The sequence below is a fragment of the Streptomyces graminofaciens genome, from assembly GCF_030294945.1.
In the GTDB taxonomy this organism is placed as follows: Bacteria; Actinomycetota; Actinomycetes; order Streptomycetales; family Streptomycetaceae; genus Streptomyces; species Streptomyces graminofaciens.
Genome location: NZ_AP018448.1, coordinates 3,053,240 through 3,072,472, shown reverse-complemented (window position 1 = coordinate 3,072,472; position 19,233 = coordinate 3,053,240). Strand labels below are relative to the sequence as shown.

Annotated in this window: 17 protein-coding genes and 1 pseudogene; 8 read left to right on the top strand and 10 right to left on the bottom strand. The window is 72.7% G+C overall.

Going from position 1 to position 19,233, the window contains the following annotated elements:
* The first annotated feature begins 108 nt into the window (after window positions 1–108).
* Window positions 109–723, top strand: a complete 615-nt coding sequence (locus tag SGFS_RS13285) for a TetR/AcrR family transcriptional regulator (protein WP_286250159.1) — start codon at window positions 109–111, stop codon at window positions 721–723.
* Window positions 724–886: 163 nt separating this feature from the next.
* Here SGFS_RS13285 and SGFS_RS13280 read toward each other — a convergent pair whose 3' ends face one another.
* The 3 genes from SGFS_RS13280 to SGFS_RS13270 form a co-directional block, all read right to left on the bottom strand.
* Window positions 887–1,936, bottom strand: a complete 1,050-nt coding sequence (locus SGFS_RS13280) for a DUF2510 domain-containing protein (RefSeq protein WP_286250156.1) — start codon at window positions 1,934–1,936, stop codon at window positions 887–889.
* 137 nt (window positions 1,937–2,073) lie between these two features.
* Entirely contained in the window at window positions 2,074–3,234 is a 1,161-nt protein-coding gene (locus tag SGFS_RS13275) for an anhydro-N-acetylmuramic acid kinase (RefSeq protein ID WP_286250155.1), read from the bottom strand.
* 3 nt (window positions 3,235–3,237) lie between these two features.
* Window positions 3,238–4,539 carry an MFS transporter gene (locus tag SGFS_RS13270; RefSeq protein ID WP_286250153.1) on the bottom strand — a complete coding sequence of 434 codons (1,302 nt, stop codon included), beginning with the start codon at window positions 4,537–4,539 and terminating at the stop codon, window positions 3,238–3,240.
* Window positions 4,540–4,800: 261 nt separating this feature from the next.
* On the opposite strand from SGFS_RS13270, the pseudogene SGFS_RS13265 reads away from it, so the two are divergent.
* Window positions 4,801–7,473, top strand: a pseudogene (locus tag SGFS_RS13265) (ATP-binding protein).
* A 37-nt stretch (window positions 7,474–7,510) separates the two neighbouring features.
* Here SGFS_RS13265 and pcaDC read toward each other — a convergent pair.
* From pcaDC to SGFS_RS13230, 7 genes are all read right to left on the bottom strand, one after another.
* Window positions 7,511–8,629 carry a bifunctional 3-oxoadipate enol-lactonase/4-carboxymuconolactone decarboxylase PcaDC gene (pcaDC, locus tag SGFS_RS13260; RefSeq protein WP_286250152.1) on the bottom strand — a complete coding sequence of 373 codons (1,119 nt, stop codon included), beginning with the start codon at window positions 8,627–8,629 and terminating at the stop codon, window positions 7,511–7,513.
* On the bottom strand, window positions 8,626–9,957 hold the full coding sequence (gene pcaB / locus SGFS_RS13255) for a 3-carboxy-cis,cis-muconate cycloisomerase (RefSeq protein WP_286250150.1): 1,332 nt from the start codon (window positions 9,955–9,957) through the stop codon (window positions 8,626–8,628). Before pcaB ends, pcaDC begins: the two co-directional genes overlap by 4 nt.
* Window positions 9,954–10,559 (bottom strand): protocatechuate 3,4-dioxygenase subunit alpha, encoded by a 606-nt coding sequence (gene pcaG, locus SGFS_RS13250; protein WP_286250148.1) that lies wholly within the window; start codon window positions 10,557–10,559, stop codon window positions 9,954–9,956. Before pcaG ends, pcaB begins: the two co-directional genes overlap by 4 nt.
* A 6-nt stretch (window positions 10,560–10,565) precedes the next feature.
* Window positions 10,566–11,339 carry a protocatechuate 3,4-dioxygenase subunit beta gene (gene pcaH / locus SGFS_RS13245; protein ID WP_286250147.1) on the bottom strand — a complete coding sequence of 258 codons (774 nt, stop codon included), beginning with the start codon at window positions 11,337–11,339 and terminating at the stop codon, window positions 10,566–10,568.
* 151 nt (window positions 11,340–11,490) lie between these two features.
* Window positions 11,491–12,693: a thiolase family protein gene (locus SGFS_RS13240; protein WP_286259907.1), complete on the bottom strand. Its 1,203-nt coding sequence runs from the start codon at window positions 12,691–12,693 to the stop codon at window positions 11,491–11,493.
* 14 nt (window positions 12,694–12,707) lie between these two features.
* Window positions 12,708–13,355 carry a CoA transferase subunit B gene (locus tag SGFS_RS13235; protein WP_286250145.1) on the bottom strand — a complete coding sequence of 216 codons (648 nt, stop codon included), beginning with the start codon at window positions 13,353–13,355 and terminating at the stop codon, window positions 12,708–12,710.
* Entirely contained in the window at window positions 13,355–14,137 is a 783-nt protein-coding gene (locus tag SGFS_RS13230) for a CoA transferase subunit A (protein WP_286250143.1), read from the bottom strand. Before SGFS_RS13230 ends, SGFS_RS13235 begins: the two co-directional genes overlap by 1 nt.
* Before the next feature lie 232 nt (window positions 14,138–14,369).
* Here SGFS_RS13230 and SGFS_RS13225 point away from each other — a divergent pair, with 232 nt between their 5' ends.
* From SGFS_RS13225 to SGFS_RS13200, 6 genes are all read left to right on the top strand, one after another.
* Window positions 14,370–14,834 (top strand): MarR family winged helix-turn-helix transcriptional regulator, encoded by a 465-nt coding sequence (locus SGFS_RS13225; RefSeq protein WP_286250141.1) that lies wholly within the window; start codon window positions 14,370–14,372, stop codon window positions 14,832–14,834.
* A gap of 224 nt (window positions 14,835–15,058) precedes the next feature.
* The gene (locus SGFS_RS13220) at window positions 15,059–15,598 is read left to right on the top strand and encodes an RNA polymerase sigma factor (RefSeq protein ID WP_434026953.1); all 540 of its coding nucleotides are present in this window, start codon (window positions 15,059–15,061) and stop codon (window positions 15,596–15,598) included.
* Window positions 15,595–16,443, top strand: coding sequence for a zf-HC2 domain-containing protein (locus SGFS_RS13215; protein ID WP_286250140.1), 849 nt, complete (start codon window positions 15,595–15,597; stop codon window positions 16,441–16,443). Before SGFS_RS13220 ends, SGFS_RS13215 begins: the two co-directional genes overlap by 4 nt.
* Window positions 16,440–17,273, top strand: coding sequence for an ABC transporter ATP-binding protein (locus SGFS_RS13210; RefSeq protein ID WP_286250139.1), 834 nt, complete (start codon window positions 16,440–16,442; stop codon window positions 17,271–17,273). Before SGFS_RS13215 ends, SGFS_RS13210 begins: the two co-directional genes overlap by 4 nt.
* Entirely contained in the window at window positions 17,270–18,649 is a 1,380-nt protein-coding gene (locus SGFS_RS13205; protein ID WP_286250138.1) for a hypothetical protein, read from the top strand. The genes SGFS_RS13210 and SGFS_RS13205 overlap by 4 nt, the downstream gene beginning before the upstream one ends.
* Window positions 18,646–19,221 carry a hypothetical protein gene (locus SGFS_RS13200; RefSeq protein ID WP_286250137.1) on the top strand — a complete coding sequence of 192 codons (576 nt, stop codon included), beginning with the start codon at window positions 18,646–18,648 and terminating at the stop codon, window positions 19,219–19,221. Before SGFS_RS13205 ends, SGFS_RS13200 begins: the two co-directional genes overlap by 4 nt.
* Window positions 19,222–19,233: the final 12 nt, after the last annotated feature.

The window sequence follows — 19,233 nt, the reverse complement described above, 5'->3', positions numbered from 1 at the left end:
GAAACGAGCAGGTATCGATACGGCACTGTACCGATACGATGCCGTTCCGGTACAGTGGCGTATTGACAGCCGGATGAAACGTGGGGACGAGTGAAGGAGACGAGAGCCATGACGTCGCAGGCAGCGGAGGGGCCGGAGACGGCCGCCGCCTCGCGCCGCTCCAAGATCACGCCCGAGCGTGAGCAGGAGTTCTTCGACGCAGTGCTCGAACAGATCCGTGAGTGCGGCTATGACTCGGTGACCATGGAGGGCGTGGCATCGACCACGCGGTGCAGCAAGTCCACGCTCTACCGCCAGTGGAAGACGAAGCCACAGTTCGTGGCGGCCGCCCTGCGCGCCAGACGCAGCGTGCGCTTCGCGAGCATCGACACCGGCACCCTCGCGGGCGACCTGCGCGAGGTGGCCCGGCAGGCGGGCGAGGGGTTCGCCCTCGAGGGGCGCATGTTCCAGGCGCTCGGCCATGCCGTCCAGCAGGACGAGGAGCTGAAGACGGCGCTGCGTGACGCGCTCGTCGAGCCCGAGATCGAGGGGCTCAGAGCGATGATCGACCGTGCGGTCGCCCGGGGCGAGGTCCCGGCCGGTCATCCGGCGCTGGAGTTCATCCCGTGCCAGATCTTCGGCGTCCTGCGGGCCCGCCCGGTGATCGAGGGGCAGGACGCGGACGAGTCGTACATCATCAAGTTCATGGAGGCGGCCGTGCTGCCGACGCTCGGCCTCACCTGAGACTCGGGCCGCCGTCCGCGGGATGACCGGACGGCGACCTGATCGCGCCGCACCGTGGGGACGGGGGCGGCGCGCACCCCGGCCGGGTGGGATTCCTCTGGAGCGGAGAGGAATCCCGCCCGGCCGACCCGTTTCCGGTCTCCGGGGGCGGGGCCGGTGCGGGTCAGACCTCCTGGCCGCTGCCGCCGCTGACCGAGGACTCCTTGATGCCCTTCGTGATCTCGTCGATGGCGGACTGCTTGGGCGCCTTGTCGCTGACGTCGATGCCGAAGCGGACCACTACGAGCTGCGAGGAGTCGGCCGGGGAGGGGAACACCAGCGACTCGACATAGCCGTCGTCGCCCTTGCTCGTGGCCACCTTCCAGCGGACCAGATAGCCCTTCTCACCGGCCACCGTCACCGCCTTGGACAGCAGCTCCTTGTGCGAGGTGATCTTGCCGTAGCCCTCGGTGCCGTAGGACAGTTCGGCGTTGAGGGAGATGTCCTCCTTGGCGGCGGCCTCCGGCTTGGTGGCCTTCAGCTTCAGCGCCTCGGCGGTCGACGAGTACACACCGCCGCGGGTGCACTTCTTCGACGGGTTGGCGGGGCAGTCGTACGACGCCTCCGTCACCGCCTGCGCGCCCTCCGGGATGGGAGAGCTGAGCCAGCCGTCGAGCACGGGGATGCTGATGCCGCTGACCAGATCCGTGGCGTACCCCTCCTCCAGCTGCGGCAGCCCGGAGCTGTCGGGCGTCGGGGTCTGCCCGCCGGAGCCGCCCGAACCGCCGGGGCCGCCCTGGCCACCGGTGCCGTCACTGCCGCCCGGCCCGCCCTGGCCGCCGTCGGAGCCGTCGCCCTGGCCGTCCTGACCGCCGGGACCCTGGGAGCTCGACTCGTTGTCGCTGCCGCCGTCGTCGCGGGTGAGGACGAACACCCCGAGCCCGATGCTCGCCAGCACCGCGGCCGCCACGGCGATGGCTATGCCTGTGCGCAGCCCGCGCTTCGGAGCCGGCTGCGGATACCCGGGGTATCCGCCGTACCCGGGATAACCCGGCTGCTGCACGGCGCCGGGCGCGGCGCCCGGCGGGTACGCGGGCGGGCCGAACGCCCCCGCCGCCCCGACGGGCCGGACCTGGTCCGTCCATGCGTTGCCGTCCCACCAGCGCTCGGTGGCGGGCGCGTCACTTGTCTGCCCGGGATCGGGATACCAGCCGGGAGGAGTCACCTGCGTCATGGAAGCCACCGTATGAGGCCGGAGTGAAAAGCGGATGAGAGGGGGCGGGATTGTGATCAATCACGTCGCATCCCGTTCCCGCCGTTCCCGTCACTTTCCCCGTCCGGACCTCGTCTCACCCCCCGATCAGGCTTCTCTCACCGAACGAGCAGCCGCACCGGCGACACCACGGCACCCCGTCGCACCGACGGCGACAGCCCGTCCCGCCCCGGCGTCACCGACCCGAGCACACGCGCCTGCCGGGCACCCGTGCTCACCGGGTCGGTGCCCGGCAGCCCGTGCACGGTCAGAAACCCCAGCACGGCGAAGGCGTACGCCTCCTTGGCGGCGGCCGGCAGCCCCACCTCGTCGGACACGCGCAGTCGTACGCCGCCCAGTTCGGCGCCGAGCATCCGCATCAGGACCGGGTTGCGGGTGCCGCCGCCCGACGCGATCACCTCGGTGGCCCGCACCGCGCGCACGGCGTCCGCGACGGTCCGGGCGGTGAGCCGGGTGAGGGTCGCGACGACGTCCTCCGCGCCCAGGCCCTCGTGTCCGGCCAGCGCCTCGCGCACATATCCGCCGTGGAACAGCTCCTTGCCCGTGGTCTTCGGCGCGGGCAGCGCGTAGTACGGCTCGGCCAGGAGCCGGTGGAGCAGCGGCCCGTGGACGCTGCCGCGCGCGGCGAGGGCGCCGTCCACGTCGTACGACAGCCGTCCGCCGGTGAGGTCGCGCACGGCCGCGTCGAGCAGCGCGCAGGCCGGTCCGGTGTCGAAGGCGGTGCCGTCGGGGGCGGTGAGGTTGGCGATGCCGCCGAGGTTCAGCGCCACCGGGACGCCCGGGCGGCCGCGCAGCCACAGCCGGTCGACCAGGCTCACCAGGGGCGCGCCCTGTCCGCCGGCGGCGATGTCACGCGGCCGGAAGTCCGCGACCACGGGCAGCCCCGTCGCCTCGGCGATCCAGGCGGGCTGCCCCAGCTGAAGGGTGCCGCGCACCCGGCCCCGCTCGGCCCAGTGGTAGACCGTCTGGCCGTGCGAGGCCACCAACTCGGCCCGCCCTTCGCAGAGCTCACGGTTCGCCGTGAGGGCCGCGGCGGCGAAGGCCTGGCCGATGCGGGTGTCCAGCCGGCACACCTCGGCGAGGGTCGTGCCCGCCGGAGGCAGCGCCCTTGTCAGCGCCCGGCGCAGCTCGTCGTCGTACGCCCCGCCCACCAGCCCGAGCGGCGTCAGCGTGAGCGTGTCGCCGTCGAGGTCCAGGTCGGCCGCCGCCGCGTCGACGGCGTCGTACGACGTCCCGGACATCAGCCCGATCACCCGCATTCCTCAACTCCCTTGCCCGGCGGGAGGTTTCCGCAGGGTCAGCAGGGCGAGGGCGCTCACCGCGCAGGTCGTCGCCGCGTAGTACCCCGGGATGTCCACGCTCCCCGTCCGCTCGATCGTCTTCGTGATGATGAGGCCCGCGCATCCCGAGAACACCGCATTGGACAGGGCGTAGGCGAGTCCCAGGCCCGTGTAGCGGACGCTCGTCGGGAACATCTCGGCGAGCATGGCCGGGCCGGGGCCCGCCATCAGCCCGACCACCGCGCCCGCCAGGAAGACCGCCACGCCCTTCATCGCGTTCGAAGTCCCGGAGCCCTGGAGGAGGTTGAGCAGCGGGAGCGCCAGCGCGGTCACCAGCAGGGCGCCCGTGAGCATCACCGGCCGCCTTCCGACACGGTCGCTGAGCCACCCCGCCGGAACGATCGTGACCGCGAAGCCCACGTTGGCGAGGACCGTCGCCACGAGGGCCTGTCGGAAGGACGCGTTCAGGGTGCTCTGCAGATAGGAGGGGAGCACCACCAGGAAGGTGTAGCCGGCCGCCGCCCAGCCCATGACACGGCCGGCGCCGAGCGCGACGGCCCGGGCGGTCTCGCGGGCCGGCGGCCGTACCGACGCCTGTGCCGTACGGGAGAGGAAGGCGGGCGTCTCGTCCAGCCGCAACCGCAGCCACAGCGCGCCGAGGCCCAGCGGCAGCGTCAGCAGGAACGGCAGCCTCCAGCCCCAGTCGCTCAGCTGCCGCTCGGTCAGCACGGTCGCCAGCAGGGCTGCCGCGCCCGCCCCGCCCAGCAGCCCCAGTGCCACCGTGAACGACTGCCACGACCCGTACAGCCCCCGCCTGCCCGGCGGCGCGAACTCCGTCATCACCGACACCGCGCCGCCGAACTCCCCACCCGCGGACAGACCTTGGACCACCCTCAGGAGGGTCAGCAGCCAGGGCGCGAGGGCGCCGATGGTGTCGTACGTCGGCAGCGCGCCGATCAGAGTCGTCGCGGCCGTCATCGTCACGATCACCAGGATCAGCACCGGACGGCGCCCGATCCGGTCACCGAGCCGCCCGAACAGGGCCGCTCCCACTGGCCGGAAAAAGAACGCCAGCGCGAACGAGGCGTACGTTTTCACGAGGGCCTCGGCCTCCCCGCCGCCCTCGGGGGTGAAGAAACGCGCCGCGATGATCGTCGCGAAATAGCCGTAGACCCCGAACTCGTACCACTCGATGAAGTTCCCGACCGAGCCGGCGACCAGGGCCCGGCGCGAGCGCGAGGTCCGTACGGGGCGCGGTTCCCGGCCCTGCGCGGGTGGGGTCATGCCGTCCTCTCCAGGGGTCGCTCAGAGGGGCTTCTGCGCACGGTGGGGGCCCGCCGAATTTGCTGAAACGATCCTCTGGTCACAGGAAGTTGACTGTCAGTCATCTTCAATACGGCAGGTGAGAGGCTTGACGCGTCGACCACCCGCCCTCCGCTGTCACCCGACTCGGCAATACCTACCCGGACCGCCCTCCACTTCGGCCACCGGACGGCTACGCTCAATCACCTGTACGTCGTTTGGGCGACCTGGGGAGGTAGCGGGATGACGGAGGCACGACCCGGTGTGGTTGCCTCGGCTTCCCTGTGGGAGCGCGACGCGGAGGTCGCCGCCATCGCGGAGGCGATCGACGAACTCTGCGTGGACGAGGCATCCCCGGGCAGAGTCCTGTTCTTCACCGGCGACGCCGGCATCGGCAAGACGGCCCTCCTCGCGGAGGCCCGCCGCATCGCCGAGGAACGCGGCTGCACGGCCTGGTACGCCCGCGGCGGCGAGACCGTCACCTCCGTCCCCTTCAACGTCGTACGGCAGCTGCTCCAGCCCGCGCTGCTGTCGCTGATGGAGGAGGAGAAGCGTGAGTACCTCGGCGACTGGCACGACATCGCGGGCCCCGCCCTCGGGCTCGCCGAACCGGGCGAGGGCCCGGCCGACCCGCAGGGCGTGTGCGACGGGATCGTCGCCGCGGTGAACCGCCTGGTGCGGCGCACCTGGCCGCTCGTCCTGCTCATCGACGACGCCCACTGGGCCGACCAGGAGAGCCTGCACTGGCTCACCGCCCTGATCGCACGCCTGCATGAGATGTGTGTGCTCGTCGTGGTCGCCCGCCGCCCCGGCGAGGCCACCGGCGAGCGCGCCCGCAGTCTGGCGTCGATCGCCGCCGGGGCCGGCCCGGTCGCCAAGATCAGAGCGCTCACGCCCGAGGCCACCGCCGGACTCACCCGCAAGGCCGTCGGCGAGCACGCGGACGACCCGTTCTGCCGCGAGGTCTGGGCGGTCACCGGCGGCAACCCGTACGAGACGGTCGAACTCCTCGCCAAGGTCCGGGACAGCGAGCTGGCCCCCGTCGAGGACTCCGCCGCCGAACTGCGTGCCCTGAACCGCTCGGCCCGTGGCACCGGGCTCGTCGACCGCATCAAGGAACTCGGCGTCGAGGCCACGCGTTTCGCCTGGGCGGCGGCCGTCCTCCACACCGGCATCACGGTCGAGACCGCGGCCAGGCTCGCCACCCTGCCCGTGGACACGGCGACCGAGTGCGCCGAGCGGCTGAAGAACGCCCGCATCCTCACCCAGCCCGATCCGGCCAACCGCCGACAGGACGACGGCGAGCTGGAGTTCGTGCACCCGCTGATCGCCACCGCCGTCTACGACTCGATGCAGCCCGGCGTGCGCACCGCGATGCACGGCGTGGCCGCGACCGTCGTCGCCGAGTCCGGGCGCGGTGCCGCGGCGGCCTCCCGCCACCTCATCGAAGTGCACGCCGAGGGCGACCCCGACGTGGTCGAACGGCTCCGGGCCGCGGCGACCGAACACCTCGCCGTGGGCTCCCCCGACGGGGCCCGCCGCTGTCTCTAGCGGGCCCTGGAGGAGCCCCCGCAGCCGGAGGCCCGCGTCCGTGTGCTCTACGAACTGGGCTGCGCCACCCTCCTCACCTCGCCCGCCACCACCGCCGACTACCTCCGCGCGGCCCTCGCCGAACCCGGCCTCGACAGCGCCGAGCGGGTGAACGCCGTCTTCCGCCTCTCCCAGGCCCTGCTCCACAACAACCAACTGGAGGAGGCCGTCCGCACCGTCGAGGCGGAGCTCGGCCGACGGGGGATCGGACCGGCCCGGATGCGGCTCCAGGCGGTGCGTTACATGCTGGAGGCCATCCACGCGAGCGAGGGGCTCTCGCCCGAGCACTCCCGGGAGCTCGCCACCCTCGCGGCCACCTGCACGGGCCGGGACAACTCCGAACGCGCGCTGCTCATCCTGCGCGGCTTCGACGCGATGGCCCGCGGTGAGAACGTCGAGGAGGTCGTCGAGCTGCTCGACCGCTCCCTCGTCAACGGCCGCCTCGCCCCCGGACTCGGCTGGACCGACACCGAGTGGGGCATCGAAGTGCTGCTGATGCTGGCCAACGCGTACGCCTACGCCGACCGGCTCGACCGCGCGGAGAGCCTCTACACCGAGGCCCTGCGCACCTACGAGTCCGCGGGCTGGACCGGCGGCCATCTCGCCCTGGCCCACGGCTATGTCGGGCTCGGACACCGGATGCGGGGCCGTCTGCGGGAGGCGGAGGCGTCCCTGCGCAAGGCGCTGGTGCTCGCCGAGGAGATCGGGCGCGGACTGCCCCTGTACTGGACCTCGACCTGCAACCTCGTCGACACCCTGCTCGCCCGCGGGCACGTGGACGAGGCCTGGGCGATCGCCGAGCAGTACGACTTCGGGCCGCCGTACCCGTCGACCATCGTGCTGCCCGACCCGCGTTCCGTGCGCGGCAGACTGCTCCTCGCCGTCGGCCGCACCGAGGAGGCCGTCAACGAACTGGAGGCCGCCGAGAAGGCCGCGGCCTCCCGGGGCCACCACAACACGGTCCTCGCCCCCTGGGGCGGCGACCTCGCCCGTGCCCTGGCCAACGAGGACCCGCGCCGCGCCGCCGAACTCGCCGCGAGCGTCCGCGTCCGTGCGGAGCGCTTCGGCACCGACACGGCGATCGGCGAGGCCCTCCGTGTCGAGGCGTTCCTCGCCACCGGCAAGCAGGCGGCCGCCCTGTACGCCAAGGCGGTCACCTTCCTGGCGGCCTCACCCTCCGGTTACGAGCACGCGGCGGCCCGCGTCGAGCACGGCATCGCGAGCCGCTCGGTCGTCGAACTGAACAAGGGGCTCATGCTGGCCGAGTCGTGCGGCGCGGACGGTCTGGCCGACAAGGCCAGGGAGGCGCTGGCGGGGCTGACCTAGGTCCTGGCGGCACTGACCTAGGGCTAGCGGCGCTGACCTAGGCTTCCTCCTCCGCCAGTACCCTCTGGGCCGTCGCGAACGCCGAGTTCGCGGCGGGGACCCCGCAGTACACGGCGGTCTGGAGCAGCACGGCGCCGATCTCCTCGGGGGTGAGGCCGTTGCGGCGGGCCGCCCGTACGTGGAGGGCCAGCTCGTCGTAGTGGCCGTGGGCCACCAGTGCCGTCAGCGTGATCATGCTGCGTTCGCGGCGGGTGAGCGTCGGGTCGGTCCAGATCTCGCCCCAGGCGTAGCGCGAGATGAAGTCCTGGAAACGGGCGGTGAAGGGCGTCTGCCGGGTCTGGGCGCGGTCCACGTACGCGTCGCCGAAGACCTCGCGGCGCACCTCCATGCCCCGCCGCGCGTGTCCGTCGAAGTGCCCGCGCAGCGCGGCCAGCACGGCCTCGGGACGCTCGACGACGGCCAGATGGGACGCGCCGGAGATCTCGGTCAGCGAAGCCCCCGGTACCGCGTCCGCGATCTCCCGCAGATGCGCGGGCGGCGTCGCCGGGTCCTCGCGGCCGGCGACGACGAGGGTCGGGACGGTGATCCGGTGCAGGTCCTCACGGATGTCGAACGCGCCGAGCGCGTCGCAGCAGGCGGCGTACCCCGCCGGGTCGGCGTTGCGGTGGTCGTCGACCAGCTCCGGCACGGTGAACCCGGGCGTGAACCACCGGGCGTCGGCCGTCTCCGCGAGCCCCGCCAGCCCCTCCCGGCGGACCAGCTCGGCGCGCTCCTGCCACGGCTTGGCGCCGTTGAAATGGGCGGAGGAGCAGATCACGGCGAGGGAGGAGACCCGCTCCGGGTGGTGCACGGCGAGATACTGTCCGATCGCCCCGCCGAGCGAGACACCCGCGTACGCGAACCGCTCGATGCCGAGCGAGTCGGCGAGCGTCAGCACCAGCCCGGCCAGGTCGGCGATGGTCGCGCCCGGGCCGATGAGACCGGCGGGGGTGCCGCCGTGCCCCGGCAGGTCGAAGCGGACCACGCGGTGGGTCACGGACAGCTCGGGCGCCACCTTGTCCCACAGCGCGAGGGACGTGCCGAGGGAGGGGCCGAGGATCAGCGTGGGCCCGGAAGTGGGGCCCTCCGCACGGTGGTTGAGCAGCTTCTCGGTCAACGTCGCTCCAGGGCACGGTCGGTGAGGGCTCCGGCGGAGCCGGTGTAGCGGGCGGGGTCGGTGAGGTCGTCGAGGTCGACGTCCTTCAAATCCGGTTCCTCGGAGAGGAGTTCGGCAAGAGAACGGCCCTCCGCGTAGGTGCGCGGGGCGAGCCGGGTGAGCAGTTCCTTGGCCCGGCCGCGTCCCAGGACGGCCGACAGCTCGGCTGACAGCCGCTCGGAGACGATCAGTCCGTGGGTGAGGTCCAGATGGCCGCGCATGACGTCCGCGTGGACCCGCAGCCCCTGAGTCAGCTCGGCGGCGTCGCGCGCGGCCCCGCCGACCAGCCGCAGCAGGTCCCGCAGCGGCTCCCACTCCGCGTGCCAGGCCCCGGCCGGCCGCTCGTCCTCCGCCGCCAGCGACCCGTACAGCGTGGCCGCGAGCTGCGGGGCGCGCCGGGCGGCGGCCGCGATCAGCGTGGACCGCACGGGGTTGGCCTTGTGCGGCATGGCCGAGGAACCGCCGCCGCTTCCCTCCGCGACCTCCGCGATCTCGGTACGGCAGAGGGTGAGCACATCCGTCGCCAGTTTGCCGAGCGCCCCCGCCGCGAAGGCCAGACAGCCGGCGAGGTCGGCGATCGGGGTGCGCAGGGTGTGCCAGGGCAACTGCGGTGCCGCGAGGCCGAGTTCACGCGCGTAGGCGGTGGGCAGCACGGTCGCGTCCTCGGCGCCGTACGCCGTGAAGGCCGCCAATGTGCCGGCCGCGCCACCGAGTTGGGCGGGCAGCCCGTCCCGTACGGCGGTGACGCGGTCCCGTGCGTCAAGGACCAGTGCCCGCCAGCCGGCCGCCTTCAGCCCGAACGTCGTCGGTACGGCCTGCTGGGTGAGCGTCCGCCCCGGCATCGCGGTGTCGCGGTGCTCGGCGGCCAGCCGGGCCAGGGCCGCCGCCGTGCTGCCGAGGTCGTCGAGGACGAGGTCCAGGGTGCGCCGGGCGACCAGCATCGTCGCCGTGTCCATGATGTCCTGGCTGGTCGCGCCCCGGTGGACGTACGGTCCGTGCGCGCCGCCGACCGCCTTGGTGAGGTCCGCGACCAGGGGGATCACCGGGTTCCCGCCGCCACGGGCGCGCTCCGCGAGGGAGTGCGCGTCGAAGGCGCCCGCGTCCGCCGCCGAGGTCACAGCCGCTCCGGCACCCGCCGGGGCCAGCCCCAGGGCTTCCTGGGCGCGGGTCAGCGCGGCCTCCGCGTCCAGCAGTGCCTGGAGGAAGGCGCTGTCGGTGGTCGCGGAGGCGGCGGGGGAGCCGGTCCACCCGGGGGCGAGCAGACCGGCACAGGACTCGGCAGGCGTCACTGGAACTCCAGGAAGACCGTCTCGCCTTCGCCCTGAAGGCGGATGTCGAAACGGTAGGTGCCCAGCGGGCCGTCCTGGGCGATCAGTGTGTCGCGGCGTGCCGGGTCCACCTGCTTCAGCAGCGGGTCCGCGGCCAGCGCGGCCTCGTCGCCCGGGAGGTAGATCCGGGTGTAGAGGTGCACGAGGAGACCGCGCGCGAAGACGCACACGCTGAGGTAGGGCGCGCTCTGCCCACGGGCGCCCGGCCGCAGCGTACGCGCCGACCAGTGGCCGTTGGCGTCCGTCTGGACGCGCCCCCAGCCGGTGAACTCGACGCCGTTGCGCCCCAGGAAGCCGCCGCTCGCCGGGTCGCGCCGCATCGAGCCGTCGACCTGCGGCACATTGCCGTCCGGGTCGGCGCCCCACAGCTCCACGAACGCGTCCGGCAGCGGGTTGCCCTCGCCGTCGCGGATGTAGCCCTGGAGGGCGATGGTGTCGGGGTGGCCGACGGGGGCGATGTCGCCGCCGCCGGGGAAGGGCAGGGCGTGGCCGTAGAAGGGGCCGACCGTGTGCGACGGGGTCGGGAGCACGGTCTCCGGACGGCTCGTGTCGATCTTCGTCATGGCAGGTCAGCGTCCTTCTTCGATCCAGGTGGCGTTCGGCCCGTCGAGCACGATGTCCCAGTGGTAGCCCATCGAGAACTCCGGCACCGACAGGTTGTGGTCGTAGGTCGCGACCAGCCGCTGCCGGGCCGCGTCGTCCGTGACCGACTGGATGATCGGGTCGTACGGGAACAGCGGGTCGCTCGGGAAGTACATCTGCGTCACGAGCCGCTGGGTGAACGCGGTGCCGAACAGCGAGAAGTGGATGTGCGCCGGCCGCCAGGCGTTGAGGTGCTGGCGCCAGGGGTACGGGCCCGGCTGGATCGTGGTGAAGTGGTAGTGCCCGTCGTCGTCGGTGAGGGTGCGGCCGACGCCGGTGAAGTTCGGGTCCAGCGGCGCGTCGTGCTGCTCGCGCTGGTGGGCGTAGCGGCCGGCCGAGTTCGACTGCCAGATCTCGACCAGCTGGCCGCGGATCGGGCGCCCGTCGCGGTCCAGCAGCCGCCCGGAGACGGTGATGCGCTCGCCGATGGGTTCGCCGTCGTGCTGCCGGGTGAGGTCGTTGTCGATCTCGGTGATGTCGCGCTCCCCGAAGGCGGGGGAGTGCAGCTCCACCAGCTCCGGGTCCTTGGACACGTCGATCGTGATCGGCGGCTGCTTGGGGTGCCGCAGGACGGAGGAGCGGTACGGGGCGTAGTCGCGGCGCGGCTGGTGCTCGACCGGGGCGCCGTCGGCGATGCGCTTCTCGTAGGCGGCGTGCTCGGCCGCGATCTCCTGGTCGATGTCGTGCTGGGTGAGAGTCATGGGGGTTCCTGGGGAGTCCGGACGGTCTCGTCGAGGGGGCGGGGTGGCGCCCCGTAAGGGGCTCGGGGCGGTGTCGATGTGCGGCTCCGCCGCGCTGGCCGCGACCAGCCGCAGACGGCCGGCGGCTTCAGACGGCCCTTTGAGCGGAGCGTCAGCGTTCGAGGACGAGGGCCAGGCCCTGGCCGACGCCGATGCAGAGGGTGGCGACGCCGACGCCGCTGCCCTTGCGGGCGAGCTGGTGGGCGACGGTGCCGGCGAGACGGGCGCCGGAGGCGCCGAGCGGGTGACCGAGGGCGATGGCACCGCCCTGGGGGTTGAGGAGTGCCGGGTCGAACTCGGGCCACTCGGCGACACAGCCGAGGACCTGCGCGGCGAACGCCTCGTTGAGCTCCAGGACCGACAGGTCGGCGAATCCCTTTCCTGCCTTGGCGAGCGCGCGGTTGACCGCCTCGACGGGGGCGAGGCCGAAGTAGTGCGGGTCGATCGCCGAGACGCCGGACGCCGACACACGGGCGAGCGGCTCGCGCCCGGTGGCCTTCAGGCCCTCCTCGTCCACCAGCAGCAGGGCGGCGGCACCGTCGTTCAGCGGCGAGGCGTTGCCCGCCGTGACCGTGCCGTTCTCGGGCCGGAACGACGGCTTGAGCTTGGCCATGGCGGCCAGGGAGGCGTCCGCCCGTACACACTCGTCGGCGCCGAACACGACCGGCTCGCCCTTGCGCTGCGGAATGCTCACCGGTGCCAGCTCGGCGTCGAAGAGCCCCTGGTCCTGGGCCCTGGCCGCCTTCTGGTGCGAGGCGAGCGCGAACTCGTCCTGCTGCTCCCGCGTGATCTTGTGCTTGTCGGCGATCAGCTCGGCCGACTCGCCCAGCGGGATCGTCCACTGCGGGTCCATCCCGGGGTTGACCATGCGCCAGCCGAGGGTGGTCGAGTACAGCTCGGTGTGCCCGGCCGGGAAGGGCCGGTCGTTCTTGGGCAGCACGTACGGGGCGCGGGTCATCGACTCCACACCACCGGCCACGGCGACGGAGGCGTCGCCGACGGCGATGGCGCGGGCCGCCTGGAGGACCGCCTCCAGGCCGGAGGCACACAGCCGGTTGACTGTGACACCCGGCACCGACGTGGGCAGTCCCGCAAGGAGGGCGGCCATGCGGCCGACGTTCCGGTTCTCCTCACCGGCGCCGTTGGCGTTGCCGAAGTAGACGTCCTCGACGCGCGCCGGGTCCAGGCCGGGCGTACGGGCGAGGAGTTCACGGATGGCGTGGGCGGCCAGGTCGTCGGGGCGGACGCTCGACAGGCCGCCGTTGTAGCGGCCGACCGGGGTGCGGACCGCGTCGACGACGTAGACGTCCCTCAGGCTTTTGCCGTTGCTCATGACTGGATCTCCTCCGGGACGCGCACCTTGGCGGCGGTCTTCGCGACGATCTCCTCGGTGCTCACGCCGGGCGCGGTCTCCACCAGTACCAGGCCCTCGTCCGTCACGTCGAGGACACCGAGGTCGGTGATGATCCGGTTGACGCAACGCTTGCCGGTCAGCGGCAGCGCGCACTCCTCGAGGATCTTCGCCGAGCCGTCCTTGGCCGTGTGGGTCATGACCACGATGACCGTTCGGGCGCCGTGCACCAGGTCCATCGCGCCGCCGATCCCGGTGATCAGCTTGCCGGGGATCGCCCAGTTCGCCAGGTCGCCGCCGGCGGAGACCTGCATGGCGCCGAGCACGGCGACATCGATGTGGCCGCCGCGGATCATTGAGAAGGACAGCGCCGAGTCGAAGAAGGAGGCACCCGGCAGCACCGTGACGGTCTCCTTGCCGGCGTTGATCAGATCCGGGTCGACCTGGTCGTCCGTGGGGTACGGGCCGGTCCCGAGGATGCCGTTCTCCGACTCCAGGATCACCTCGACGTCGTCGGGGAGGTAGTTCGGGATCAGCGTCGGCAGTCCGATGCCGAGGTTGACGTACTGGCCGTCCTGAAGCTCGCGTGCGGCGCGGGCGGCCATCTGCTCACGTGTCCAGGCCATCACTCGCTCACCGTGCCCTCTGCCGCGGGGGCGGAGACCGTCCGCTGCTCGATCTTCTTGTCCGCCGCCTGCTCGGGGGTGAGGGCGACGACGCGCTGCACGAAGATGCCCGGCAGATGCACCGCGTCCGGGTCGATCTCGCCGGGCTCGACCAGCTCCTCGACCTCGGCGATCGTCACCTTGCCCGCCATCGCCGAGAGCGGGTTGAAGTTGCGGGAGGACTTGTTGAAGACCAGGTTGCCGTGCCGGTCGCCCTTGGCCGCCCGGACGAGTGCGAAGTCGGTCCGGATGCCGCGCTCCAGCACGTACTCGACGCCGTCGAACTCGCGGACCTCCTTCGGCGGCGAGGCCAGCGCGACTCCGCCGTCGCCGTCGTAGCGCCAGGGCAGCCCGCCCTCCGCGACCTGCGTGCCCACGCCGGCCGGGGTGAAGAACGCCGGGATTCCCGCGCCGCCCGCGCGCAGCCGCTCGGCGAGCGTGCCCTGCGGGATCATCTCGACCTCCAGCTCACCGGCGAGATACTGCCGCGCGAACTCCTTGTTCGCCCCGATGTACGAACCGGTCACCCGGGCGATCCGGCCCGCCGCGAGGAGGACCGCGAGGCCGGACTCCATGGCCCCACAGTTGTTCGACACCACACCGAGACCGGAGACCCCGCGCTCGTACAGCGCCTGGATCAGTACGTTCGGCACTCCGCCCAGTCCGAACCCGCCGACGGCGAGCGTCGCGCCGTCCGGCACATCGGCCACCGCCTCCAGGGCTGTGGCGACCACTTTGTCCATCCGTGAGGCCCCATCTCGTCCAAGCGCCCGGTCCACGATTAATCAGGGCACTGAGCATTTCGGTGAAGTTTCCTTCACGCTGCCACTCCAGGGGTTCGACGTCAAGACCTGGGAGAAGCCTGAGGTCAGTCGTGTCTCCGGCGCCGGAGACAGGTAAAAGCTTCTTTGAGTATTGTTCAGTACACCAACGAATCACCGACTCCGGTCGGCCCGGCCGAGCCGAGGAGCACACATGGCAGCGGTGGACCTCTCCGCCCACCCCGGGCACCTGGCCCGGCGACTGCAGCAGGCGCATTACCTGCTGTGGAACGTGATGGTCTCCGAGGAGATCACCTCGCCGCAGTTCGCGGTCCTCAACACGCTCGTCGACGAGCCGGGCCTGGACCAGCGCACGGTGGGGGAGCGGGTCGGCCTCGACCGCTCCACCATGTCCGAGGTCATCAGCAGGCTCGGCCGCCGCGGTCTGCTCGACAAGGTCCGCGATCCGCAGGACGGCCGCCGGTTTCTGCTGCGGCTCACCGACGAAGGGGTCCGTACGCACCGGAAGCTGACCGTGCGGACGGCCCGGATGAACCAGCTGTTCCTGGCGCCGCTGTCCGCCGAGGAACAGGCGCTCTTCTTCGACCTCATCCGCCGGGTCGCCGACGCGGCGGAGGGGCTGCGGAACCCTCCGGAGCCGTTGGGCGCGCAGCGCTAGGGCGTGTTTCGAACGTCCCGTCCGCCCGGGGCAGACGGGACGTTCGAAACGCGCCCTAGGGGTTGTTCGGCGGGCGGGGCTTCGCGGCGCCGCGGCGTAGGCCTGTCGGGCGGTGTCGGCGGGTCAGGGAGTGTGGCGGCTCGGCTGTGACGGGGATCACACCGTAGGGAAAACCTGTCGTCCGGGCCCGCCGTCTAGCAGGCGTGAGATCAGTGAGGGCAACGGTGCACGAGCAGGACGAGGAGCGTCTCGTCCGGCTGGTGGCCAGAGGCGACCGCGCCGCGTTCGAGGAGCTGTACCGACGTACGTCGCCGTGGCTGGCGGTGCGGCTGCGCCGCCGCTGCGCGGACGAGCAGATCGTCGCCGAGGTGATGCAGGAGACGTATCTGGCGGTGTGGCGCGCGGCGGGCGCGTTCGCCGGGGCCGCGGTCGGCGGGTCGGCCGTCGGCTGGCTGTGGACGATCGCGGCGCGCCGTCTCGTCGACGCGTTCCGGCGCCGGGCCCACCACGCTGAGCCGCCGCCCGCGGCCGCCCCGCGGGCCGTGGTGCCCGCCGCCGAGGAGGAGGCGCTCGCGGCGACCGTCGGCGGTGACGTCGGGGACGCGCTGCGGCGCCTCGCGCCGGAACTCAGACAGGTACTGCAGGCCATGGTGCTCGACGGGCTGTCCGTCCGGGAGACCTCGGTCCTGCTCGGCGTGCCCGAGGGCACGGTCAAGTCCCGTGCCCGCCGGGCCCGGATCGCGATGCGGAGGGCGCTGGCATGAGCGTGGAACACGCGTCGACGCGGATCATCGATGCTTATGCGCGCGGCGACATGGACGTCGCCGCCGACGAGGTGTGGGCCCTGGAGGACCATCTGGAGGCGTGCCGGCTGTGCCGGGACCGCCTGGCGACCGCGGTCGAGGCACAGGCGCCCGCCGTGGCGGCACTGGTCGACACCGTGTGGTCCGACCTCGGACCCCAGCTGGCCGCCACCGCCCCCATGCCGCGCCGACGGCACTGGTCGGCCCGGCTGTCCACGTGGCTGACGCCCGCGATGGCGCCGTGGCTGGCCATGGTCGGGGCCGTGACGCTGGTGGCGCTGCTGCTCGACCTGGCGGGGCCGGGCTCCGGCTTCGACTTCGACTTCGGTTCCGGTTCCGGCGACGTGTCGCTGGTGCTGCTGCTCGCGCCGGTCCTGCCCGTGCTCGGCGTCGCGGCCTCGTGGTCGCGCGGCCTCGACCCGGCGTACGAGCTGACGGCCTCGGTGCCCAGGGCCGGGCTCCAGCTGGTGCTGCGGCGCACGGCGGCCGTGCTCGCCGTGGTCGTTGCCGCGCTGCTGGCCGGCGGATGGGCGACGGGCGTGATGGTCGCCCAGTGGCTGCTGCCCTGTCTGGCCTTCACCTCGACGACCCTCGCGCTCGGCGGTGTCATCGGGGTGACCCGTGCCGCCGTCGGGTTGGTGGCCGTGTGGGCGGCCGTGGTCGTGGCGCCGACCGTGGCCACCAGCCGTACGACCTCGGCTTTGCAGACGGACGGTCTGCCCGTGTGGGGGCTGATCCTCGTGCTCGGCATCGCTGTCGTGATCGCCCGCAGGGGCGCGTACTCCGTGCTGGGAGCCCATCGATGACCATCGGAAAGGAACACCACATGAGATCCGCGGTGAGCGCGGCCGACATCGCGCCGACGGCCTACGCCTGGGAGATCCGGGCCACCGGGCTGAAGGTCCGGGTGGGCCGGAAGCGGATGGCCGTCGACGGGCTCGACCTGTCGCTGGGCACCGGCGTACACGGCCTCCTCGGCCCCAACGGGGCGGGCAAGACCACCCTCATCCGTGCGCTGGCCACCGTGCTGCGCCCCGCCGAGGGAACCCTGGAACTGCTCGGCGAGTCCGTGGGCGGCATGGGCGGGCACCGGGCGCTGCGCCGCCGGATCGGCTATCTGCCGCAGGAGTTCGGCTACTACAGGCGCTTCACGGTGCGCGAGTTCGTCGAGTACATGGCCTGGCTGAAGGAGGTGCCCAAGGCGGACATCCCGGGGGCGGTGCAGCGTGCCGTGGAGCGGGTCGGGCTGGCGGACCGGGCCGACGAGCGGATGAAGGCCCTGTCGGGCGGCATGGTGCGACGGGTCGGGATCGCCCAGGCCATCGTCAACGACCCGGCGATCCTGCTCCTCGACGAGCCGACGGTCGGCCTGGACCCGGCGCAGCGGCTGCGCTTCCGCGAGCTGCTGCAGGAGCTGGGCAAGGACACCTGCGTGGTCGTCTCCACCCACCTGGTGGAGGACGTCGCCGCCGCCTGCACCGACGTGGTGCTCTTCGCCGAGGGCCGCCTGGTCTTCCAGGGCACCCCGGACGAACTGGCCGCGGCGGGCGGCCCCGAGCACGTCGGCGACAGCCCGCTGGAGCGCGGCTACTCCGCGCTGCTGCAGGGCCCCGAGCAGGGAAGCGGCACCTGGTGAACGTCCGTGTCCTGCGCATCGAGCTGAGGCGCTCCGTCGCCCCGTGGGCCGGCGTCATGGTCCTGGCCACCGGGCCGGCGTTCCTGTACCTGTTGAGCGGGCCGTGGTGGAGAGGCACCGCGCTGTGGACGACCCAGTGGACGTCCATGGCCCTGTGGACCCGCTTCCTGTTGGTCTTCCTGTGGCCGCTCGCCATGGGGCTCGGGGCCCTCCAGGGGCTGCGCGACCACCGCTCGAAGATGCCGGAGCTGCTGACGAGCACGCCACGGCCCGCACGGCACCGCGCGGGCACGCTCGTCGGCGCCACGGCGATCATGCTCACCTCGGCCTTCGCGCTCCTCGTCCTCCTGTGCTCGGTCGAGGTGCTCGCCGACACCGCGTACACGCACCTCGGATGGCTGCCGATCTCCCTGGTGGCGGCACTCGCCCTCGTCGCGGGAGCCGTGCTGGGCATGGGGCTCGGGCGGGCGCTGCCGTCCTCGCTCACCCCGCCCGCGCTGGTCGTGGCCGCCTTCGTGTTCATCAACGTCGTGCGGCAGTCGACGGACTGGTCGGTGCCGACGGCCTCGGTGCCGAACCAGCTCTCGCTGCTGTCACCGGTGGGGGCAGAGGTACGTGACGTGTTCCTCACGTTCTCCACCTCCGTGCACCTCGGGCAGACGGTCTGGCTGCTCGGCATGGCCGCGACGGGCCTCGCCCTCCTGATCGCCGCGACACCGCGCGCCCGGCTGCTCGCCCTGACGCCGATTCTGGTGGGCGCGGCGGTCGCCCTGCTCGTCCTCCCCGCCGACCCGCGCCGGACGTACGTCGTCGACGAGGCCGCGGCAGCGCTGGTGTGCGACGGCCCGGTGTGTGTGACCAGGGCGCACCAGGGGCGACTCGCCGACCTCGCGGCCCCCGGCAGGAAGGCGCTGAACCTGCTGAAACAGACCCTGGGCGATCAGGCGCCGGACTCGCTCCGGGAGACCACCGCTCCACGGGCGATCGGCGACACACCGGAACGGTCCCGCACGGCCGTGTTCATCGACTTCGGCGACGGGGCGATCGCCTCGGCGAAGGGCGAGGAGCTGACCCGGGCCCTGCTCGGCCAGGGGCTGGCGCCGACCTGCTCCGCCCGCAGCGAGAACGAGAGCGGCACGCTCGGCGAGATCGCCGCGCAGGGCGTCGCGGCGGGCCTGGTCCTCGGGGACCTCAGGCCGCTCGACGGCACCCTCCACCGGTCACGTGACCAGACAGCCTTGGCCGCCCCGGTGTGGAAGGAACTGAAGACGCTGCCCCGGGCCGAACAGCTCGAACGGATCAGGGCGATGCACACCGCCGCGGTCTCCTGCCAGGGCGACCCGCTCGACAATCTGAACGGCGGTACGTCCCGATGAGATGGCTGACGCTGTACGCCCGCTCACGGCAGGTGCCCGCCTCGCTCGCCGCGGTGGTGATCAGCGCGGTGGCGGTGTGGGCCCTCGCCCGGGACGGCGGCGGGGGACCGGTTGATCCGCGCCTGCCCGTGCTCGCCCTCACCGCGGGGGTGACGGCGGCCTCGATCGGCCTCGGCGGGCAGGACCTCGCGCTGGACCGGACGGCCGCGATCCGCTGGCTGCCCCGCAGGGCGGCCCATGCGCTGCTCATCGGCGCGGTCGTCGCCTCGGTGTTCCTGGCGGTGCAGACGCCGGGCGAGGCTCTGGCCACCACCGCGTTCCTCGTCCGGGACAGCGCCGGGCTGGCGGGGCTCGTCGCCCTGGGCGCGGCGGTGTGCGGGACGCCGTACGCGTGGACGCCACCGATCGCCTGGCTGTCACTCGCGCTCTTCGCCCCGCCCCCGACCGGACTGCCGGCCCAGGTCGCAACCTGGCCGCTGCTGCCGCCCGGCACACCGACGGGCACGTGGACGGCCCTGCTCCTCGCGGCCGCCGGCACCACGGCCTACGCGGTGGCGGGACCGAGGAGATAGCGGGGCCGGGTT